A 21,740-nucleotide genomic window follows, 5' to 3' on the forward strand; every position below is an offset into this window, starting at 1 on the left:
AGCCCCGTCACTCGCGCCACTTTCCTCTCAACAAATCAATAGATTGAACGTTGACACGAAAGTGGCGCCCACCGCCTTGTCTCTCGGGTCGCCGCATCTTCAAAGAATCTTGATGGAATTGCCGGAGCGTAGCTGTTTCGCCGAACCGTACGCCTGCTATTTGGAAAACTGCTTCCAGGATAGATAGGCGACTGACAGGATGATCGCGGCAATGGCGAGAAGATCGCCGCTGGCGAGCAGATAATGGCTCATGCGTCACCTCCTTGCGATACTTTGGCCGACAATGTGCTTCATGATAGCCGGGGCGAACGCGATCTGAAGGCATGGCTTCGCAAAGCTTGCAGCATTTAGAACGCTTCCATTCCAACTTTCTCGATAAACGCGAACGGAATTTCTCAATGTCCGCGCCGCAGGCACTTCGCGATAATTTGGGTTGGCGAGAAGCGGCCCATTTGGTCCATGCATTGCCATGGAACGAATTTCCTGTTTTCAATCGCGTGAAATCGGATGACAGGAACGGATCGCTGCGACGATGACCCGACGCGCTTATCTTGGTGTGCTTGCAACGTTTTTGATTCTTGCCGGGTGTGGCACACCCCGCGCTGTGCTGTGGCATGGACCGAATTCAAGCCCGCAATCGGTGGCCGCAGCCGAAGCCGCTATCGTCAAGCCTGCAAAACCGGCGGCGGTGGTTCCTATTTATGTTGCGACGAGCCGCCAGCGCTCGGATAATTTCTCGCAGCCTTACAATTCAAAGCGCTCGGAAACGCTGAATTTTGCGCAGGTTGATGTCGGGATTCCGGCAGCTCACGTCAAAGGACAGGTTGAGTCTACCGGCTACAAGCCTGATCCTGCCAAAAATTTCGCCGCCACGGCATTCCAGCCTTACGACAATGCCGAGCAGTTTCTCGCGCAATTGAATGCCGCCCTGGCGAAGCAGGGACCGAAGGACAAGGAAATCCTGATCTTCGTGCATGGCTACAACAATAATTTTGCCGACAGCACATTCCGCACTGCGCAATTTGTCCATGATTACAAAATGAAGTCGGTGGCGGTCGAATATGCCTGGCCGTCGGGCGGAGATCTGGGCCTTTATGTCTATGATCGCGACAGTGCGGACTTCGCACGTGACGGTCTGGCGCGATTGCTGGAACTCGTCGCTCGCAGCAAGGCGGAGCGTATTGTTCTCGTCGGGCACTCCATGGGCAGCTTCGTGACTATGGAGGCTCTGAGAACCCTGTCTCTGCGTGGCGAAAAGAATGTGTTGCGTCGCATCAATGCGCTGTTGCTCGCCGCACCGGACATCGATCTCGACGTCTTCGAAAAGCAGATCAAGGATATCGATCCCATGCCGCGCCCAACGGCGGTGATGACATCGCGCAGCGATCGCGCGCTCGGGGTCTCATCCTTTATTACGGGCGGCCATGCGCGAGTAGGGGACGGCACCAGTATTCCGACGCTCCAGAAATATGGAATCGCGGTGATCGACGCTACCGATTTGGATGGAGGCGAACATAATGTCTTTGCATCGTCGCCATCGCTCATGGCTCTGGTCAGTGATGGCAGCCTTTCGCTGGACGCTCTGAACGGGCGGGAGAAGCAGACAACGGGGCAGGCGGTGCTGGCAGACGGTGCCTCTGCAATCAAGGGAGCTGCATCGCTTGTGCTTTATCTGCCCGGTAGGCTGGTCGGGGCGACGGCTTCTGCTGCTCCATGAGTTCATTTTAAAGCGAGAGCTGAAACCCCCAACTTTCATTCCCAAGTTGCAGGCAATTGATTCTCCTGGCGATTGCTAAGCCGACCAGTCCGTGCGACTTTTCCTCACGAAATTATGATCTTTTCATGTTATAGGGGTTTTCAGTGGGATATGCGGGCTTGATGCCATGGCTTGTTAAGCATCTTGGCTCGTCTTTGCCCAATAGATCATGCCGGAGGGGTTGCGCTTGCGAACGCGCTGCGATAACCGTCCCGGCGAAAAGCGCTTAGTTCGCACGGCATGCCTTTTGAAGCTGCTTGGGCGACGAGGTTGCAACAGATGCAATGTGTCGCATGGTCGTCAGCTCCAAAAAGCTTATGACAGGCGGCGCAGCCTCGTATTCAAGCCGGATAAAGGACCATGAACGAGCTTTTAAGTTCCTACCTGCCGATCGTCATCTTTCTCGGCATTGCGATGGTAATTGGTGTAGCCCTCCTGGTTGCGCCGTTTCTTGTCGCTTATAGACAGCCCGACCCCGAAAAGCTTTCTGCTTACGAGTGCGGCTTCAATGCCTTCGATGACGCCCGTATGAAGTTCGACATCCGTTTCTATCTGGTGTCGATTCTTTTCATCATCTTCGATCTGGAAGTCGCCTTCCTTTTCCCATGGGCTGTGTCCTTTGGCGAAATTGGCTGGTTCGGCTTTGCATCGATGATGGTGTTCCTTGGCGTTCTGACCATCGGTTTCATTTATGAATGGAAGAAGGGAGCGCTGGAATGGGATTGACCACAGCCAACACAACGCTCGTGGCTCCGCAGCCGAAGGGCATTCTTGACCCGCGCACGGGCAAGCCTGTCGGTTCCGACGATGCATTCTTCAACGATCTGAACAGCGAACTGTCCGACAAGGGGTTCATTGTCACATCCGCTGACGCTCTGATTACCTGGGCGCGTACCGGTTCGCTGATGTGGATGACCTTCGGTCTGGCATGCTGCGCCGTGGAAATGATGCACATTTCCATGCCGCGCTACGACGCCGAACGCTTCGGTATCGCTCCGCGCGCATCACCGCGTCAGTCCGACGTGATGATCGTTGCCGGCACGCTGACCAACAAGATGGCACCCGCTCTCCGCAAGGTCTACGACCAGATGCCGGAGCCGCGTTACGTTATCTCGATGGGTTCCTGCGCCAATGGCGGCGGCTACTACCACTATTCCTATTCGGTGGTGCGTGGCTGCGATCGCGTGGTTCCGGTCGATATTTATGTTCCGGGTTGCCCTCCGACCGCTGAAGCACTGCTCTACGGCATTCTGATGCTTCAGAAAAAGATCCGTCGCACGGGTACGATTGAGCGCTGAGCCGGTTATCGACCGGTTTGCGCAAGACAAGTTTTGTTAGGGTTCGACTGCCTGCCATCCCCTGAAAAGGGCCTCCCAAAAGGCAAGTGCGGTGTGAGTTCTAAAGAAGGAAGTTAGGAAAATGAGCGAAGAAGCTCTCGGTGAACTTTCCGGCTATATCAAGGAACGCCTCGGCGACGCGATCGAAGAGGCGAAACTTGCCTATGGCGAGTTGACGCTTTCGGTTCCGGCCGCGAGCATCATCAGCGTTCTGACCTTCCTGCGTGACGACGTGCAGTGCCAGTTCGTCAACCTGACGGATATTTCAGGCGTCGACTATCCGCAGCGCGCCAAGCGCTTCGATGTCGTTTATCAGCTGATGTCTCCGCGCCAGAACCAGCGCATCCGCGTCAAGGTTCAGGCTGACGAAGATACGCTGGTGCCTTCCGCAGTGCCGGTCTTCGTTGGTGCCGAATGGTTCGAGCGCGAAACCTACGACATGTACGGCGTTCTGTTCTCCGGCCATCCGGATTTGCGCCGCATCCTGACCGACTATGGTTTTGAAGGCCATCCGCTGCGCAAGGACTTCCCGCTCACCGGCTTCGTTGAAGTTCGTTATAACGACGAGCTGAAGCGTGTCGTGTACGAGCCTGTCCAGCTGCGTCAGGAATTCCGCAACTTCGACTTCCTCTCGCCTTGGGAAGGAACGGATTACGTTCTGCCGGGCGACGAGAAAGCCAAGGCGAACTGAGGGCATACTCATGGGCGCAGGCGAAAGATTGAACGGTCAATGTCTTTGCGGAGAGGTGAAATTCACTGCTTCTCCGGTGAAGATGGAAATGGATGTCTGCCATTGCAGCATGTGCCGGCGTTGGTCGGGTGGTGCTTTCATGGCCGTCAATTGCGGCACTTCGGTCGAAATCGAAAACGAAGCTGCCCTGGCGACTTACTCTTCTTCGGAATGGGGCGAACGCCGCTTCTGCTCGAAGTGCGGTTCGTCGCTGTTCTGGCGCGGTGTCCATGATGGAATGACGGTTGTTTCGATGCAGGCCTTTGCCGAGCCGGAACGTTTTCATTTCGCCGAAGAAATCTTCATCGATAACAAGCCTGCGAATTACGATTTTGCCAATGACACCCACCGGATGACCGGCGAGGAGTTCTTGGCGGCTCTTGCAGCCAAACAGGAAGCTGAACATGGCTGAGACTCAGGTCCGCAATTTCAATATCAACTTCGGTCCGCAGCACCCTGCCGCGCACGGCGTGCTGCGTCTGGTGCTTGAACTCGACGGTGAAGTCGTCGAGCGCGTCGATCCGCATATCGGTCTGCTGCATCGCGGTACCGAAAAGCTGATGGAAGCCAAGACCTATCTTCAGGCTCTGCCTTATCTCGACCGCCTCGATTACGTGGCGCCGATGAACCAGGAGCACGCCTATGCACTCGCCGTCGAACGCCTGCTGGGTATCGATGTGCCGAAGCGTGGCCAGCTGATCCGCGTTCTCTATTCGGAAATCGGCCGTATCCTGAACCATCTTCTGAACGTGACCACGCAAGCCATGGACGTCGGTGCCTTGACGCCGCCGCTCTGGGGCTTCGAAGAGCGCGAAAAGCTGATGGTGTTCTACGAGCGCGCTTGTGGCGCGCGTATGCACGCAGCCTATTTTCGTCCGGGTGGCGTCCATCAGGACCTGCCGGATCAGCTCGTTGAAGACATCGGCAAATGGATCGATCCGTTCTTCAATACGCTCAACAATCTTGATGATCTCATCACGCCGAACCGTATTTTCAAGCAGCGTAACGTCGATATCGGCGTCGTGAAGCTGGAAGATGCATGGGCATGGGGCTTCTCGGGCGTCATGGTGCGTGGTTCGGGCGCGGCATGGGATCTGCGCAAGTCGCAGCCTTACGAGTGCTACAACGAGATGGAATTCGACATTCCGATCGGCAAGAACGGCGACTGCTATGATCGCTACCTGATCCGTATGGAAGAAATGCGCCAGTCGGCACGCATCATGCGCCAGTGCGTTGATCTTCTGCTCGGCAAGGAGCGCGTCGGTCCGGTTTCCAATGCCGACAACAAGATCGTGCCGCCTAAGCGCGGCGAGATGAAGCGCTCGATGGAAGCGCTTATCCATCACTTCAAGCTTTACACGGAAGGCTATCACGTGCCTGCCGGTGAAGTTTACGCAGCAGTTGAAGCACCGAAGGGTGAATTTGGCGTCTTCCTCGTGTCGGACGGCTCCAACAAGCCTTATCGCTGCAAGCTGCGCGCTCCGGGCTTTGCCCATCTTCAAGCCATGGATTTCCTGTGCCGCGGCCATATGCTGGCTGACGTGTCGGCAATTCTTGGCTCGCTCGATATCGTGTTTGGTGAGGTTGACCGCTGATGTCCGTTCGCCGTCTCGCAGATGATGCCGTCCAGCCAGCCGCTTTCGCGTTCAACGCGGAAAATCAGGCATGGGCGCACAAGACGATCGCAAAATTCCCCGAAGGCCGTCAGCAGTCGGCTGTTATTCCGTTGCTCATGCGTGCGCAGGAGCAGGACGGCTGGGTCACGAAAGCTGCTATTGAACATGTCGCAGGCATGCTCGAAATGCCGCTGATCCGCGTTCTGGAAGTCGCGACTTTCTATACGCAGTTCCAGCTGAAGCCAGTTGGCACACGCGCTCACATTCAGGTTTGCGGCACCACGCCATGCATGCTGCGTGGTTCGGAAGCGCTGATGGATGTCTGCCGTCACAAGATCAACCACGACCCGTTCGAGCTCAATGCCGACGGAACGCTGTCGTGGGAAGAAGTGGAATGCCAGGGCGCCTGCGCCAACGCACCGATGGTCATGATCTTCAAGGACGCCTATGAAGATCTGACGCCGGAGCGTCTTGCCGAAATCATCGATGCTTTTGAAGCTGGCAAGGGCGACACCGTGAAGCCGGGCCCGCAGGATGGACGTGTGACGTCCGAGCCGATCAACGGCCTGACCGCTCTGACCGAAGATCTCGACTACAAGAAGGTCGGTCTTGAGACCCGCAAGGCATCCGATGCCGCCGCAGCCAAGGCGAAGGCCGAAGCTGAAGAGAAGGCCAAGGCGGAAGCCGCTGCAAAAGCTGCCGACGAAGCGAAGAACGTCGCTCCGTCGAATGCTGCAAAGCCGGTAACCAATGCACCTGAAACCGATCCGGCGCTCAAGACGCCTTCGGATGTCAAGGTGTCGAAGGCTGCCGAAAAGGCCGCGTCGGTCGACAGCAAGCAGGCATTCAAGCTTGATGACAAGAACCGTCCGGTTGCCATGGAGCGTCCGGAAGCTGTTGACGATCTGAAGCTGATTTCCGGCGTCGGCCCGAAGATTGAGGAAACCCTGCATGAGCTGGGCATCTTCACCTTCAAGCAGGTCGCTTCCTGGAAGAAGGCCGAGCGCGAGTGGGTCGACGGCTATCTCAGCTTCCACGGTCGCATCGAGCGTGAAGACTGGGTAAAGCAGGCCAAGGCTTTGGCCAAGGGCGGCGTCGAGGAATACATCAAGGTATTCGGAAAGAAGCCGGTATGATGACTTCGATATTGGCAAACACGAACGGAAACAGGTGAGACATGCTGGCTGATAAAGATCGCATCTTCACCAATATTTACGGCTTCAAGGATCAGTCCCTGAAGGGTGCCATGGCGCGCGGCCATTGGGACAACACCAAGGGCCTGATCGAAAAGGGCCGTGACTGGATCATCGACGAGATGAAAGCGTCGGGCCTGCGTGGCCGTGGCGGCGCTGGCTTCCCGACAGGTCTCAAGTGGTCGTTCATGCCGAAGCAGAGCGACGGTCGCCCGCATTATCTGGTCGTCAATGCCGACGAATCCGAACCGGGCACCTGCAAGGACCGCGAAATTCTGCGCCACGATCCGCATACGCTGATCGAAGGCTGCGTAATCGCCGGTTGCGCCATGGGCGCACACACCGCCTATATTTATATTCGCGGCGAGTTCATGCGTGAGCGTGAAGCGCTGCAGGCCGCTATCGACGAGTGCTACGAAGCCGGTCTGCTCGGCAAGGGCAACAAGTGCGGCTGGGATATGGATGTTCTCGTATCCCACGGCGCCGGTGCTTACATCTGTGGCGAAGAAACGGCTCTGCTCGAAAGCCTTGAAGGCAAGAAGGGCCAGCCGCGTCTGAAGCCTCCATTCCCGGCAAATATGGGCCTTTATGGCTGCCCGACGACCGTGAACAACGTGGAATCGATTGCCGTTGCGCCGACGATCCTGCGTCGTGGCGCGGCCTGGTTCTCGTCCATCGGACGCCCGAACAACGTCGGCACCAAGCTGTTCCAGATTTCGGGTCATGTGAACACGCCTTGCGTCATCGAAGAAGGCCTCGGCATTCCGTTCCGTGATCTGATCGAAAAGCACGGCGGCGGCATTCGTGGCGGCTGGGACAATCTGCTGGCGGTTATTCCTGGCGGTGCATCGTGCCCGGTCATCAAGGGCGAAGACATGATGGATGCCATCATGGACTTTGACGGCATGCGCGATAAGAAATCGTCGTTCGGCACCGGCGGCCTGATCGTCATGGACAAGTCCACCGACATCATCAAGGCGATTGCCCGTCTGGCAGCGTTCTTCAAGCACGAGAGCTGTGGCCAGTGCACGCCTTGCCGCGAAGGCACCGGCTGGATGTGGCGCGTGATGGAACGCATGGTCAAGGGTAACGCGCAGAAGCGTGAAATCGACATGCTGTTTGATGTGACCAAGCAGATTGAAGGTCACACGATCTGCGCTCTCGGTGATGCTGCTGCATGGCCTATTCAGGGCCTGATCCGCAATTTCCGTCCGGAAATTGAAAAGCGCATTGACGATTATACCCGCAACGCCGTTCAGAGCCGCAATATCCGTCTGGAAGCAGCGGAATAAGGCTTAACGAGTTGCATGCGGTTTGAAGAAGACCGCTCGAAAGTTTGAGATCTGGAAGATGCGGCATAAGCCGCAGGTTTGGATAAGCGATGGCAAATATTAAGGTTGACGGCACAGAGATCGAAGTACCCGATCACTATACGCTCCTTCAGGCTGCCGAAGCCGCGGGGGCTGAAGTCCCGCGTTTTTGTTTCCACGAGCGGCTTTCCATCGCCGGAAACTGCCGCATGTGCCTTGTTGAAGTAAAGGGCGGACCGCCGAAGCCGGCGGCATCCTGCGCCATGGGCGTGCGCGATCTGCGTCCCGGCCCGAATGGCGAAGCGCCTGAAATCTTCACCAATACGCCGATGGTCAAGAAGGCCCGCGAAGGCGTGATGGAATTCCTGCTCATCAACCACCCGCTGGATTGCCCGATCTGCGATCAGGGCGGTGAGTGCGATCTGCAGGATCAGGCAATGGCTTTCGGCACCGACGGTTCGCGCTATCGCGAGAACAAGCGTGCCGTTGAAAACAAATATATCGGCCCGCTCGTCAAGACGGTGATGACGCGCTGCATTCACTGCACGCGCTGCGTCCGCTTTACGACGGAAGTGGCTGGCATTTCTGAACTGGGCCTCATCGGTCGTGGCGAAGATGCCGAGATCACCACCTATCTCGAACGCGCCATGACGTCGGAACTGCAGGGCAACGTTATCGATCTTTGCCCGGTTGGCGCTCTGACCTCGCGTCCTTACGCGTTCCAGGCCCGTCCGTGGGAACTGAACAAGACAGAAACCATCGATGTGATGGATGCGGTCGGTTCGAACATCCGCGTCGACACTCGTGGCCGCGAAGTGATGCGCGTCATGCCGCGTGTCAATGAAGCGGTGAACGAAGAGTGGATTTCCGACAAGACCCGCTTCATCTGGGATGGTCTGCGCACCCAGCGCCTCGACCGTCCTTATGTTCGCAGGGATGGCCGTCTGGCCGCCGCAAGCTGGCCGGAAGCTTTTGCCGCTATTGCTGCCAAGGTCTCCGCAACCTCCGCCGACAAGATTGGCGCAGTCGCTGGCGATCTGGCTTCGGTTGAAGAAATCTATGCGCTGAAGGGTCTGATGGCTTCGCTCGGCTCCGCCAATATCGATAGCCGTCAGGATGGCGCTGCTCTCGATCCGGCACTGGGTCGTGCAAGCTATCTCTTTAACGCGACGATCGAAGGCATTGAAAACGCTGATGCTTTGCTCATCATCGGTTCCAATCCCCGCATTGAGGCTGCTGTTCTGAACGCCCGCATCCGCAAGCGTCAGCGCATGGGTCATTTCCCGGTCGCCCTGATCGGCGAACAGGCTGAACTGCGCTACGAATATGAATATCTGGGTGCTGGCGCTGAAACGCTTGGCTCGCTCGCTGCTGGCAAAAACGCATTCCGCGACGTGCTGGCCAAGGCCGAGCGTCCGCTGATCATCATCGGTCAGGGCGCGCTCACCGGCGAAAACGGTTCTGCAGTTTTGTCGACCGCAGCCAAGCTTGCTCAGGACGTAGGCGCCATCAAGGACGAGTGGAACGGCTTCTCCGTTCTGCACACTGCCGCTTCGCGCGTTGGTGCTCTGGATCTCGGCTTCGTGCCGGGTGAGGGCGGCAAGGTGGCTGGCGACATGCTGGGTAATCTTGATGTCGTGTTCCTGCTCGGTGCAGACGAACTCGACATGACCAAAAAGGGTTCGAGCTTCGTCGTTTACATCGGCACGCACGGCGATGCCGGCGCACACGCTGCCGACGTTATCCTGCCGGGCGCAGCCTACACGGAAAAGTCGGGCACCTGGCTCAACACCGAAGGTCGCGTGCAGCTCGGCAGCCGCGCCGGTTTCGCACCGGGCGAGGCAAAGGAAGACTGGGCAATCCTGCGCGCTCTTTCCGACAGCCTTGGCAAGCGCCTGCCGTTCGATTCGATGCAGCAGCTTCGCGCCAAGCTCTATGCGGACTATCCGCATATGCTGGCCATCGACACCATCACGCCTGCTTCCGCCGACGATCTCGTGGCGCTGGCAGCGAAAGCATCCAATCCGGGCGGCGGCGCTGCGTTCGTTTCCCCGGTCAAGGACTTCTACCTGACGAACCCAATTGCGCGCGCTTCCGCCGTCATGGCCGAATGCTCGGCGCTCGCGGCTGGCGGCTTCCAGCAGGCTGCCGAGTAAGCGAGAGAGAGACGGAACAATGGAAGGTATTTTTGCAGCTTACGTCTTGCCCGCGCTTATCATAGCGCTGAAGTCGGTCGTTCTGCTCGTCGTATTGCTGATCGTCGTTGCTTACCTGCTTTATGCAGATCGCAAGATCTGGGCAGCGGTACAGCTTCGCCGCGGTCCGAACGTTGTCGGTCCCTGGGGTCTGTTCCAGGCTTTCGCCGACTTGTTGAAGTTCGTCTTCAAGGAACCAATCATTCCGTCTGGCGCAAACAAGGGTGTCTTCCTCCTTGCGCCTTTCGTTTCTGCCGTGCTTGCAATGGCAACCTGGGCGGTCATTCCGGTCAATGAAGGCTGGGCCATCGCCAATATCAATGTCGGCATTCTCTATATCTTCGCCATTTCTTCGCTCGAAGTTTACGGCGTGATCATGGGTGGCTGGGCATCGAACTCGAAGTATCCGTTCCTCGGTGCGCTTCGTTCTGCTGCGCAGATGGTTTCCTACGAAGTTTCCATCGGCTTCGTGATTGTCACGGTTCTGCTGACGGTTGGCTCGCTCAACCTCACCGATATCGTGCTTTCGCAGAATACGGGCCTTGGCACCATGCTTGGCCTTCCGGCTTCGTTCCTCGACTGGAACTGGCTGGCTCTGTTCCCGATGTTCGTGATCTTCTTCATTTCGGCACTTGCCGAAACGAACCGTCCGCCATTCGACCTTGTCGAAGCTGAATCCGAACTCGTGGCCGGTCACATGATCGAATATTCGTCCACGCCGTTCCTTCTGTTCTTCCTTGGCGAGTATGTGGCGATCACGCTGATGTGCGCCCTGATGACGACGCTCTTCCTTGGCGGCTGGCTGCCTCCGGTTGACGTTTGGTTCCTCAACTGGGTTCCGGGCATCATCTGGTTCATGCTGAAGCTCTGCTTCTGCTTCTTCCTCTTCGCAATGGTGAAGGCTTTCGTTCCGCGTTACCGCTACGACCAGCTGATGCGCCTTGGCTGGAAAGTGTTCCTGCCGATCTCGCTCTTCATGGTTGTCGCAACCGCGACCTTCCTCAAAGTCTTCGGTCTGGCGTAAGGAGTAATAACTATGGCTTCATTCGCTCAAGCAGCCAAATCGCTCCTGCTCAAGGAATTCGTCGGCGCGTTCTTTCTTTCCATGCGCCAGTTCTTCGCGCCCAAGGCGACGTTGAACTACCCGCATGAAAAGGGCCCGGTCTCTCCGCGATTCCGTGGAGAGCACGCGCTGCGCCGTTACCCGAACGGTGAAGAACGCTGCATCGCCTGCAAGCTTTGCGAAGCGATCTGCCCGGCGCAGGCCATCACCATCGAGGCCGGTCCGCGCCGCAACGACGGCACCCGCCGCACGGTGCGTTACGACATCGATATGGTGAAGTGCATCTATTGCGGTTTCTGCCAGGAAGCATGCCCGGTGGATGCCATCGTGGAAGGTCCGAATTTCGAATTCGCGACCGAAACCCGCGAAGAACTCTACTATGACAAGGACAAGCTCCTTGCCAATGGCGACCGTTGGGAACGCGAAATCGCGCGCAATATCGCGATGGATGCGCCATATCGCTGATTGGTTTTGCTGAAACCTCGTTTCGGCATCCGGTTTGAAAAGCGGCAACAGGAAGGGGCGGCCCATCTTGTTGCTGGAATTTAAGTTTCGCGAATATTCGCGGCAAACAAAGACTAAAGCGAGCGAGGCAATAAGGCTTTGCTCACGGAAAGGTGTTGGGGGATCCCCATGCTGACAGGTATTGCGGCAGCGTTTTTCTATCTGTTCGCTTTCATCATGATCGCAAGCGCGTTCATGGTGATTGCGGCACGCAACCCCGTGCATTCGGTGCTGTTTCTGATCCTCACGTTCTTCAATGCGGCAGCTCTGTTCCTGCTGACCGGGGCCGAGTTCCTCGCCATGATCCTGCTCGTCGTTTACGTCGGTGCAGTGGCGGTTCTCTTCCTCTTCGTCGTCATGATGCTGGATGTGGACTTCTCCGAACTGAAGCGCGGCGCATTGCAATATGCACCGGTCGGCGCTCTGGTCGGTCTGATCTTGCTCGGCGAACTGATCTTCGTGTTCGCAAGCAACATGTTTGCGCCGAAGCTGGGGCAGGGTTCCGTGCCGATCCCGAATATCGCCGAGCGGAGCAATACCGCTGCTCTGGGCGACATTCTCTACACCGACTTCGTCTTCTACTTCCAGGTTGCTGGTCTCGTCCTTCTGGTCGCGATGATCGGCGCCATTGTTCTGACGCTGCGGCACAAGCCGAATGTCAAGCGCCAGTCCATCCCGACCCAGGTAGCTCGCACGCCCGAAACGGCGATCGAGATCAAGAAGGTCGAAACGGGCAAAGGCATCTGAGGATAAGCATATGGAAATCGGTATCGCCCACTATCTCACCGTTTCGGCCATCCTGTTTACGCTTGGCGTCTTCGGCATTTTTCTGAACCGCAAGAACGTCATCGTCATCCTGATGTCGATCGAGTTGATCCTTTTGTCGGTCAATCTCAATTTCGTGGCGTTCTCCAGCCAGCTCGGCGACATGGTCGGGCAGGTTTTCGCCCTTTTCGTTCTGACTGTTGCTGCTGCCGAAGCAGCCATCGGTCTGGCAATTCTCGTTGTTTTCTTCCGTAATCGCGGCTCCATCGCGGTGGAAGACGTCAATGTTATGAAAGGTTGACGGGCAAATGCTCTATTACGCGATCGTCTTCCTTCCGCTTCTCGGCTTCCTGATTGCCGGTCTTTTCGGCAATCAGATCGGAGCCAAGGCGAGCGAATACATCACTTCCGGTTTCATGGTCATCGTCGCGATCCTGTCCTGGGTCGTCTTCTTCCAGATTCCGCTTGGCCACGATGCAGAAACCGTCCGCATCCCGGTTCTTCACTGGGTGACATCGGGCGCGCTTTCCTTTGACTGGTCACTGCGCGTCGATACGCTCACCGGCGTCATGCTGGTCGTGGTGAACTCGGTGTCGGCTCTCGTGCATATCTATTCCATTGGATATATGCACCACGATCCGCATCGTCCGCGCTTCTTCGCCTATCTGTCGCTCTTCACTTTCGCCATGCTCATGCTGGTCACGTCGGACAATCTGGTCCAGATGTTCTTCGGCTGGGAAGGCGTGGGTCTGGCTTCCTACCTCCTGATCGGTTTCTGGTTCCAGAAGCCTTCGGCCAATGCCGCCGCCATGAAGGCGTTCGTCGTCAACCGCGTCGGCGACTTCGGCTTCCTGCTCGGCATCTTCGGCGTGTTCGCGCTGTTCCAGTCGGTCGACTACAACACGATCTTCGCTGCCGCAGCCAATTATCTGCCGGCTGAAGGCGCTGCCGATGCCAATCAGGTCGTTCTGAACTTCCTCGGCTATCAGCTCGACAAGCAGGGCGCGATCACGATCACCTGTCTGCTGCTCTTCATGGGCGCGATGGGCAAGTCGGCGCAGTTCCTGCTGCACACCTGGCTTCCGGACGCCATGGAAGGCCCGACCCCGGTTTCGGCTCTCATTCACGCCGCTACCATGGTTACCGCGGGCGTGTTCATGGTCGCCCGCATGTCGCCGATCTTTGAACTGTCGCAGACCGCACTTCTGGTCGTGACCATCATCGGCGCCACCACTGCCTTCTTTGCGGCAACGGTCGCTCTCGTGCAGAACGACATCAAGCGCGTGATCGCCTATTCGACCTGTTCGCAGCTCGGCTATATGTTCGCAGCGCTTGGTGTGGGTGCCTATGGCGCCGCCGTGTTCCATCTGTTCACGCACGCTTTCTTCAAGGCGCTTTTGTTCCTTTGCGCCGGTTCGGTTATCCATGCCGTTTCGGAAGAGCAGGACATGCGTCGCATGGGCGGCCTGCGCAAGCTGATCCCCATCACCTACTGGATGATGGTCATCGGTACGGTTGCCATTACGGGCCTCGGTATTCCGGGCACGATCATCGGCACCGCCGGTTTCTTCTCCAAGGATGCGATCATCGAATCCGTCTTCGCTTCGCACAGTGCTGCCAGCGGCTACGCTTCGACGCTTCTCATCGTTGCAGCGCTCTTCACGAGCTTCTATTCATGGCGTCTGATTTTCATGACCTTCCACGGCAAGCCGCGCGCTTCGGCGGAAGTCATGCATCACGTCCATGAATCGCCAGCCGTCATGTTCGTTCCGCTGCTGATCCTCGGCGTCGGTGCACTCTTTGCCGGTGTCGTGTTCAAGGAACTCTTCTTCGGCCACGAATATGCCGAATTCTGGAAGGGCGCGCTGTTCACTTCGGCTGCCAACCAGATCCTTGAGGAATACCACCATGTTCCTCTGTGGGTTAAGCTGTCGCCGTTCATCTCGATGGTTCTCGGCTTCATCGTCGCCTGGATCTTCTACATCCGCTCGCCGGAAACGCCGAAGGCGCTGGCTGCCCGTCATCGTGGCCTCTACCAGTTCCTTCTCAACAAGTGGTACTTCGACGAACTGTACGATTTCCTCTTCGTACGTCCGGCTCGCTGGCTTGGCCGCTTGTTCTGGAAGGGTGGCGATGGCTGGCTTATTGACGGCTTCGGCCCGGATGGCATCTCGGCTCGCGTGCTCGATGTCACCAACCGCGTCGTCAAGATGCAGTCCGGATACCTTTATCACTACGCATTCGCGATGCTGATCGGCGTCGCCGCGCTCGTCACTTGGATGATGCTCGGGAGCTCTTTCTGATGACCGACTGGCCAATTCTCTCAACGGTCACGTTTCTGCCGCTTGTCGGCGCGTTACTGATCCTTCTGATCAAGGACGACAGCGAGGCTTCGCGTCGCAATATCCGCAATGTCGCGCTGCTGACGACGATATTCGTCTTCATCCTGTCGCTCGTCATCTGGGCAGGGTTCGATAATTCGAACCCCGGCTTCCAGATGGTCGAACAGATCGACTGGATGGGTGGCGGCATCAGCTACCACATGGGCGTGGACGGTATCTCCGTCCTGTTCGTGGTGCTGTCGGCTTTCCTCATGCCCTTCTGCATTCTCGCAAGCTGGATATCGGTGGAAAAGCGCGTCAAGGAATACATGATCGCGTTCCTCATTCTGGAAACGCTGATGATCGGCGTGTTCTGCGCGCTCGACCTGTTCCTGTTCTACGTGTTCTTCGAAGCAAGCCTTATCCCGATGTTCATCATCATTGGCGTGTGGGGCGGCAAGCGTCGCGTCTATGCGAGCTTGAAGTTCTTCCTCTACACGCTTCTGGGCTCGGTTCTGATGCTTATCGCCATCATGGCCATGTACTGGCAGGCTGGCACGATGAACATCGTGGAACTGCAGAAGTACAGCTTCCCTGCCGGGATGCAGACATGGTTATGGCTCGCCTTCTTCGCGTCCTTTGCCGTGAAGATGCCGATGTGGCCGGTCCATACCTGGTTGCCGGATGCGCACGTTGAAGCACCGACGGCAGGCTCGGTCATTCTGGCGGGTATCCTGCTGAAGCTCGGCGGTTACGGCTTCCTGCGCTTCTCGCTGCCGATGTTTCCGCTGGCGTCCGCCGATTTCGCTCCGCTGATCTTCACGCTGTCGGTCATAGCCATCATCTACACGTCCCTGGTCGCTCTGGTTCAGGAAGACATCAAGAAGCTGATCGCCTATTCGTCGGTTGCCCACATGGCCTATGTGACCATGGGTATTTTTGCCGCGAACGAGCAGGGCATTCAGGGCGCCATCTTCCAGATGCTGTCGCACGGTATCGTGTCGGGCGCGCTCTTCCTCTGCGTCGGCGTGATCTATGATCGCATGCATACCCGTGAAATTGCGGCGTTCGGCGGTCTGGTGAACAACATGCCGAAATATGCGGTGGCCTTCCTCATCTTCACGATGGCGAATGTGGGCCTACCGGGTACTTCGGGCTTCATCGGTGAATTCCTGACGCTGTTCGGTGTGTTCCGGGTCAATACCTGGGTGGCACTGTTCGCAACCACGGGTGTCATCCTCTCGGCGGCTTATGCGCTCTGGCTCTACCGTCAGGTAGTCTTCGGCGCATTGACGAAGGAAAGCCTGAAGGCGCTCCTCGACTTGAGCCCGCGTGAGAAGATCATTCTCTACCCGCTTGTGGCGCTCACCATCTTCTTCGGTGTGTATCCGACCCCGGTCTTCGACGTGACCGCCGGTGCCGTGAACGCCCTGGTCCAACATTACGACGCAGCACTCGCGGGCACCGCGAGCGCCGTGCTGGCACAGTAAGAAATAAAGGCGTAGGTCATGCAGACTGATCTGATAGCTCATCTGACCCTTGCAGCACCGGAGGTTCTCCTTGCTGTAGGCGCCTTGGCACTGCTCATGATTGGCGTGTTCTCCGGCGAACGGGCGACCACGCTCGTCAACGGATTATCCGTCGCGGTGCTTATTGCAGCGCTGGCTCTGGTGGTCCTTTTCCCAACGAACGGCGCCGCATTCGGCGGTGCCATCGTCAATGACAGCTTCAGCCGCTTCATGAAGGTGCTGACGCTGATCGGCTCCATCGTGACGCTGATCATGTCGGTCGGCTTCGCCAAGGCGGAGAAGTTCGACAAGTTCGAGTTCCCGGTCCTGATCGTGATTTCCACGCTCGGCATGTTGCTGATGGTTTCAGCATCCAACATGCTGTCGCTCTATCTCGGTCTCGAACTGCAATCGCTGGCGCTCTACGTTCTGGCAGCATTCAACCGCGATAGCGTCCGTTCGACGGAAGCTGGTCTGAAATATTTCGTTCTCGGTTCGCTTTCCTCGGGCATGCTGCTTTACGGCATTTCGCTCGTCTACGGTTACACCGGCCACATCGGCTTTACCGAAATCGCCCAGGCCGTCTCCGGCGGTCAGCGTGAACTCGGTCTGGTGTTCGGTCTCGTCTTCATTCTGGCCGGTCTGGCATTCAAGATTTCTGCCGTTCCGTTCCACATGTGGACGCCGGACGTCTATGAAGGCGCGCCGACCCCGGTAACGGCATTTTTTGCCGCCGCCCCGAAGATGGCTGCCATGGCGCTCATCATCCGCGTCGTCTCCGAAGCCTTTGCTCCGGTCACCCATGACTGGCAGCAGGTCGTGATTTTCATCGCGCTTGCCTCGATGGTCCTCGGTGCGTTTGCCGCCATCGGCCAGCGTAACATCAAGCGCCTGATGGCTTATTCCTCGATCAGCCATATGGGCTATGCGCTCGTTGGTCTGGCCGCCGGAACGGTGATCGGCGTGAAGGGCGTGATGATCTACATGGCAATCTACCTCGCCATGACGCTCGGCACCTTCGCGTTCATTCTTGCAATGCGCACCAAGGACGGCAATGTGGAGAGCATTGAGGATCTGGCCGGTCTGTCCCGCACCAATCCGGTGCTGGCAACGATCATGACTATCTTCCTGTTCTCGCTCGCCGGAATTCCGCCACTCGCCGGTTTCTTCGGCAAGTGGTACACCTTCCTTGCTGCCGTCGAAGCAGGCCTCTATCCGCTTGCCATCATCGGTATCGTGGCTTCGGTCGTGGGCGCGTTCTATTACCTGCGCATGATCAAGATCATGTGGTTCGATGAGCCGACGGGTGGTTTCGTTCCGGTCGCAGGCGAGCTTCGTCTCGTTCTCGGCGTAACGGGTGCCTTCGTGCTCTTCTACGTCTTCCTTGCTGGTCCGATCGGCGGATTTGCCGAAGCCGCAGCCAAGACGTTTTTCTGATTAATGCAAAAGGCGGAAGCATAAATGAGTTTTGCGCTTTCGCCTGTTGCGGCAAATGAGGGCTACCGTCTCGAAACTTTCGAGACGGTAGGTTCCACCAATGCGGTTGCTCTGGAACGGGCAGCCAGCGGTGATCCGGGCAAGCTCTGGCTTGTTACGAAGAAACAGGAAAGCGGTCGCGGAAGACGGGGCCGTGCCTGGTCTACGCCGGAAGGCAATCTTGCCTCCACGCTGCTTCTTGTTGAATCCTATGAAATGAAGACGGCTGCGACGCTTGGTTTTGTTGCCGGCTTGTCGCTTGCCGATGCACTTGATGCGGTATTCGCTGCAACAGGGCCTGCCGTGCCGCCGACAATCGGCCTGAAATGGCCGAATGACGTGCTGGTCAATGGCGCGAAACTCAGCGGCATCCTGCTTGAATCGTCCATTCTGGCGAAGAATTTGTTCGCCGTTGCCATCGGTATCGGGACCAATGTGGTCGCCTTTCCCGATGATCTGCCTTATGCAGCAACGTCGTTGCAGGCTCTCGGCAGCAAATGCGATGCCGAGACTTTGTTTGCAGCCTTGTCGGATGCCTGGTCGGTCAACTATCGCGTCTGGAATGAAGGGCGCGGTCTCGACGATATTCGCAAGCGCTGGCTGCAGCGCGCGCATGGCCTTGGCCAGAATGTAACCATGCAGGTTGAAGGCCGTATCATCGAAGGTCGTTTTGAGACAATCGATGAGGCATGCCGTTTTGTTATTCGCGAGGACGAAGGTTCGCGAGTTGCGGTAACGGCTGGCGATGTCTATTTCGGAACTGCTGCTACAATACGCAAATAATTGTTTTGTTTTGTCTTGCTAGGGTTGCAACAGGACAACTTTAGGTCCAGTTGATGCCGCAAGGCGGGATTAATCACAGAGGAAATTTCATGGCCCGATCCAATACTACTGAACTCGTCTTTCTGCCGCTTGGCGGCGTAGGCGAAATCGGCATGAATTTGGCCATGTATGGCTTCGGTCCTGCGGATAACCGTGAATGGCTTGTCGTGGATATGGGGGTGAGCTTTGCGGGGCCTGAACAGCCGGGTGCGGATCTCATCCTGCCGGATATCCGATATCTCGAGGCTGAAAAGCACAATCTGCGCGGCATCGTTATCACCCATGCGCATGAAGACCATTTCGGTGCTTTGCTCGATCTGTGGCCGCGCCTGGAGGTTCCGGTTTATGCGACGCCATTCACCGCCGGTCTGCTTGAAGCCAAGCGACAGTCGGAACACGGCGCGCCCGAAATTCCAATCACGATCTACAAGGCAGGCGAGAAATTCGAAGTCGGGCCTTTCAAGCTTGAAGCTGTCGCAGTAACCCACTCCATTCCCGAGCCGGTTTCGCTGGCTATTACGACACCGCTCGGCACGGTCGTGCATACGGGTGACTGGAAGATGGACCCGGAACCATCGCTCGGACCGGTTATCGATGAGGCGCGTTTCCGCGCTATCGGTGATGCAGGCGTTCTGGCGCTGATCTGCGATTCCACCAATGCTTTGCGCGAGGGCGAGTCTCCTTCGGAACGTCAGGTGGGCGAGAGCCTGCGCGAGTTGATTGAAAATGCGCGCGGTCGTGTGGCCATCACCACTTTCTCGTCCAATGTCGGTCGTATCCGGTCGATTACCGAAGCAGCATGCGATGCTGGCCGTCAGGTGCTGGTGGTTGGGCGTTCGATGAAGCGCGCCATCTCCGTCGCCACAGAACTTGGCTATATGGAAGGCTTACCGGAATATCTCAGCGAAGAGGATTACGGCTATATTCCGCGTGAGAACGTGGTGATGATCCTTACCGGCAGTCAGGGCGAACCGCGCGCGGCACTCGCCAAACTGGCGCGTGACGAAATGCGCAGCCTGGCGCTGACGGCGGGCGATACGGTCATCTATTCATCGCGCGCCATCCCGGGCAATGAAAAATCCATTCTCGACATCAAGAACCGCCTGATTGATCGCGGTATCAAGATCATCGGTGATGAGGATGCATTGGTCCATGTGTCGGGCCATCCACGGCGCAGCGAATTGCGTCGCATGTATTCCTGGGTTCGTCCGCAAATTCTGGTGCCGGTGCATGGCGAAGCCGCTCATCTGGTCGCGCAAGGTTCTCTTGGCGCGATGGAGGGCATCGAGCAGGTCGCGCAGGTGCGTGACGGCGACATGCTGCGTCTGGCACCCGGCAAGGCGGAGATTATCGATGAAGCGCCGGTTGGCCGGATTTACAAGGACGGCAAGCTGATCGGTGACGAGGAAGAAATCGGCATGGTCGAGCGTCGCAAGCTCGCTTATGTCGGTCATGTCGCCGTTTCGGTGCTGCTGGACCGTGAACACAAGATCATCGATGAGCCCGACCTTGTGACTTTCGGGGTGCCGGAGGAAAACGCACAGGGCGATCTGTTGGAAGACATCCTGCTGGATGCAGCCATCGAGGCCATCGACAGCATTCCGCGCGTTCGCCGCAAGGATATCGAGCTTGTCCGGGAGTCCGTGCGCCGTGCCGTTCGCGCTGCGGCAAATGAAGCATGGGGCAAAAAGCCGGTAGTGACCGTATTCGTGAATAGGATACGGTAGTCATACGGATTGCAAAATGACCGGCATGGGAGGTGCTGATGCTCGAACGCTTGAACCACGTGGCGATTGCCGTTCCGGATATCGATGCCGCGGCAGCGCTTTATCGCGGCAAGCTCGGTGCGAAAGTCACCGAGCCGCAGGCACTGCCTGAGCATGGCGTAACCGTGGTTTTCATCGACGTCGGCAACACCAAGATCGAATTGCTGGAACCGTTGGGTGAGGGGTCGCCCATAGCGGCGTTTCTGGAAAAGAATCCTTCCGGCGGGATGCACCATCTGTGCTATGAGGTTGCGGACATAATTGCCGCTCGCGACCGCCTCAAGGCGGAGGGTGCGCGTATCCTTGGAGATGGCGAACCGAAGACCGGCGCCCATGGCAAGCCGGTTCTTTTCCTGCATCCCAAGGATTTCAACGGCACACTGATCGAACTGGAAGAGGTGTAATCATGTCTCTGGTTTCAGGAATCGCGATTTACTTCATCATCTGGTGGACGACGCTGTTTGCGCTACTGCCGGTTGGCTTGCGCACCCAGGCTGAAGAAAACGAAGTGACTTTGGGCACGGTGGCCAGCGCTCCGGCAAAACCACGCATCGGTCGTGCCTTTCTGCGGACGACCATCGTCGCAACACTCATCTTCCTGCTCTATTATTATGTGACGCAGATCAGCGGTTTCGGCCTCGATGATATCCCGCATTTCTTCCCGGATCTGACCTGAGCATTCGTTCACGTTCCGACATGAATTTTTGAGGCTGCCTAAATTATAGGCAGCCTTTCCTTTGTATAAAGAAAAGTGGACGCGCCTACCATGGGTTGCGTCAGATATCGAGCTTGTTGGCGTAACGTATTGAATTTACGATACAGCACAACCCGGCGTCATTTGTGACAGCGATAGCGCTCCCTGAGCAATGTTCTTCATATAAATCGATTTATACTTAAGTGAAATTTAATACTTGAATGCGCAGAGGGCGTTGCGATAAATCCCACAAAATCAATGTGTTATTGCAAGCTATAAAATAGGGAAACTGCGGAAAGCATGGAGGTGCTGCAAGTTCAAAAAAAAAGCAAGGCTTTCGCCTTGCTAATCAAATACGCGTTCGATCCGTTTCCATTTGACTGGCGGCTGCGAAAGTCGCGCCTGGATCCATCCTCCCAAGACTTTGACCGCGTGAAACCAACGGTTTTATTCCGTTGTTGCTCTTATGCTGAAAAAAATAGCGAACTGCACAGCTTTTGTCACGAAAAATCTTCTATGGCGTCATATTTCTTTCGCAAATTTTCCCGAATGAGAGTGATATATCTGTAATATATTGAATTTGAATGTGAATCCGGAAGCTGCATTTCGCGTCTCTGGTTCTTTCGACAGGCGATCATGGTTGTGGATGGGGAAATCCGCTATCGCGAAAGCTTTTTCAAGCGG

The 21,740-nt window shown here is 56.9% G+C and carries 20 protein-coding genes and 1 tRNA gene (1 of these 21 running past the window's edge); all 21 read left to right on the forward strand.

Features of this window, described 5'->3' with window-relative positions:
* Positions 1-19, forward strand: a tRNA-Asp gene (locus tag FG152_RS06920); it begins 158 nt to the left of the window's first position.
* Between the two features lie 513 nt (positions 20-532).
* Positions 533-1,717 carry an alpha/beta hydrolase gene (locus FG152_RS06925; RefSeq protein ID WP_029925027.1) on the forward strand — a complete coding sequence of 395 codons (1,185 nt, stop codon included), beginning with the start codon at positions 533-535 and terminating at the stop codon, positions 1,715-1,717.
* 399 nt (positions 1,718-2,116) lie between these two features.
* Entirely contained in the window at positions 2,117-2,482 is a 366-nt protein-coding gene (locus tag FG152_RS06930) for an NADH-quinone oxidoreductase subunit A (RefSeq protein WP_006466588.1), read from the forward strand.
* The gene (locus FG152_RS06935; protein ID WP_010661172.1) at positions 2,473-3,054 is read left to right on the forward strand and encodes a NuoB/complex I 20 kDa subunit family protein; all 582 of its coding nucleotides are present in this window, start codon (positions 2,473-2,475) and stop codon (positions 3,052-3,054) included. The genes FG152_RS06930 and FG152_RS06935 overlap by 10 nt, the downstream gene beginning before the upstream one ends.
* Positions 3,055-3,175: 121 nt before the next feature.
* On the forward strand, positions 3,176-3,784 hold the full coding sequence (locus FG152_RS06940; protein ID WP_010661173.1) for an NADH-quinone oxidoreductase subunit C: 609 nt from the start codon (positions 3,176-3,178) through the stop codon (positions 3,782-3,784).
* A 10-nt stretch (positions 3,785-3,794) separates the two neighbouring features.
* The gene (locus FG152_RS06945) at positions 3,795-4,235 is read left to right on the forward strand and encodes a GFA family protein (protein WP_010661174.1); all 441 of its coding nucleotides are present in this window, start codon (positions 3,795-3,797) and stop codon (positions 4,233-4,235) included.
* Positions 4,228-5,418: an NADH-quinone oxidoreductase subunit D gene (locus FG152_RS06950; protein WP_010661175.1), complete on the forward strand. Its 1,191-nt coding sequence runs from the start codon at positions 4,228-4,230 to the stop codon at positions 5,416-5,418. Before FG152_RS06945 ends, FG152_RS06950 begins: the two co-directional genes overlap by 8 nt.
* A complete protein-coding gene (locus FG152_RS06955; protein ID WP_010661176.1) occupies positions 5,418-6,575 on the forward strand; it encodes an NADH-quinone oxidoreductase subunit E in 1,158 nt (385 codons plus the stop codon). The genes FG152_RS06950 and FG152_RS06955 overlap by 1 nt, the downstream gene beginning before the upstream one ends.
* A gap of 41 nt (positions 6,576-6,616) precedes the next feature.
* Positions 6,617-7,924: an NADH-quinone oxidoreductase subunit NuoF gene (nuoF, locus tag FG152_RS06960; RefSeq protein ID WP_010661177.1), complete on the forward strand. Its 1,308-nt coding sequence runs from the start codon at positions 6,617-6,619 to the stop codon at positions 7,922-7,924.
* A gap of 89 nt (positions 7,925-8,013) precedes the next feature.
* Complete coding sequence (gene nuoG / locus FG152_RS06965; RefSeq protein ID WP_036586855.1) at positions 8,014-10,098, forward strand: NADH-quinone oxidoreductase subunit NuoG; 2,085 nt, start codon at positions 8,014-8,016, stop codon at positions 10,096-10,098.
* A gap of 19 nt (positions 10,099-10,117) precedes the next feature.
* A complete protein-coding gene (gene nuoH / locus FG152_RS06970) occupies positions 10,118-11,161 on the forward strand; it encodes an NADH-quinone oxidoreductase subunit NuoH (protein WP_010661179.1) in 1,044 nt (347 codons plus the stop codon).
* Between the two features lie 12 nt (positions 11,162-11,173).
* Entirely contained in the window at positions 11,174-11,665 is a 492-nt protein-coding gene (nuoI, locus tag FG152_RS06975) for an NADH-quinone oxidoreductase subunit NuoI (protein WP_007874549.1), read from the forward strand.
* 168 nt (positions 11,666-11,833) lie between these two features.
* Positions 11,834-12,451 carry an NADH-quinone oxidoreductase subunit J gene (locus FG152_RS06980; protein ID WP_010661180.1) on the forward strand — a complete coding sequence of 206 codons (618 nt, stop codon included), beginning with the start codon at positions 11,834-11,836 and terminating at the stop codon, positions 12,449-12,451.
* A gap of 10 nt (positions 12,452-12,461) precedes the next feature.
* Entirely contained in the window at positions 12,462-12,770 is a 309-nt protein-coding gene (gene nuoK / locus FG152_RS06985) for an NADH-quinone oxidoreductase subunit NuoK (protein ID WP_006466598.1), read from the forward strand.
* 7 nt (positions 12,771-12,777) lie between these two features.
* On the forward strand, positions 12,778-14,772 hold the full coding sequence (gene nuoL, locus FG152_RS06990; protein WP_012092258.1) for an NADH-quinone oxidoreductase subunit L: 1,995 nt from the start codon (positions 12,778-12,780) through the stop codon (positions 14,770-14,772).
* Positions 14,772-16,280 (forward strand): NADH-quinone oxidoreductase subunit M, encoded by a 1,509-nt coding sequence (locus tag FG152_RS06995; protein WP_010661182.1) that lies wholly within the window; start codon positions 14,772-14,774, stop codon positions 16,278-16,280. Before nuoL ends, FG152_RS06995 begins: the two co-directional genes overlap by 1 nt.
* 18 nt (positions 16,281-16,298) lie before the next feature.
* Positions 16,299-17,735, forward strand: coding sequence for an NADH-quinone oxidoreductase subunit NuoN (gene nuoN / locus FG152_RS07000; protein WP_010661183.1), 1,437 nt, complete (start codon positions 16,299-16,301; stop codon positions 17,733-17,735).
* A 24-nt stretch (positions 17,736-17,759) separates the two neighbouring features.
* On the forward strand, positions 17,760-18,557 hold the full coding sequence (locus tag FG152_RS07005) for a biotin--[acetyl-CoA-carboxylase] ligase (protein ID WP_036586852.1): 798 nt from the start codon (positions 17,760-17,762) through the stop codon (positions 18,555-18,557).
* 89 nt (positions 18,558-18,646) lie between these two features.
* Positions 18,647-20,323, forward strand: a complete 1,677-nt coding sequence (locus FG152_RS07010; RefSeq protein WP_498985602.1) for a ribonuclease J — start codon at positions 18,647-18,649, stop codon at positions 20,321-20,323.
* A 38-nt stretch (positions 20,324-20,361) separates the two neighbouring features.
* The gene (mce, locus tag FG152_RS07015) at positions 20,362-20,766 is read left to right on the forward strand and encodes a methylmalonyl-CoA epimerase (RefSeq protein ID WP_006471802.1); all 405 of its coding nucleotides are present in this window, start codon (positions 20,362-20,364) and stop codon (positions 20,764-20,766) included.
* Positions 20,767-20,768: 2 nt separating this feature from the next.
* Positions 20,769-21,038, forward strand: a complete 270-nt coding sequence (locus FG152_RS07020; RefSeq protein ID WP_012092254.1) for a DUF1467 family protein — start codon at positions 20,769-20,771, stop codon at positions 21,036-21,038.
* Positions 21,039-21,740 lie beyond the last annotated feature (702 nt).

Source organism: Ochrobactrum sp. XJ1 (genome assembly GCF_024701725.1).
In the GTDB taxonomy this organism is placed as follows: domain Bacteria; phylum Pseudomonadota; class Alphaproteobacteria; order Rhizobiales; family Rhizobiaceae; genus Brucella; species Brucella anthropi.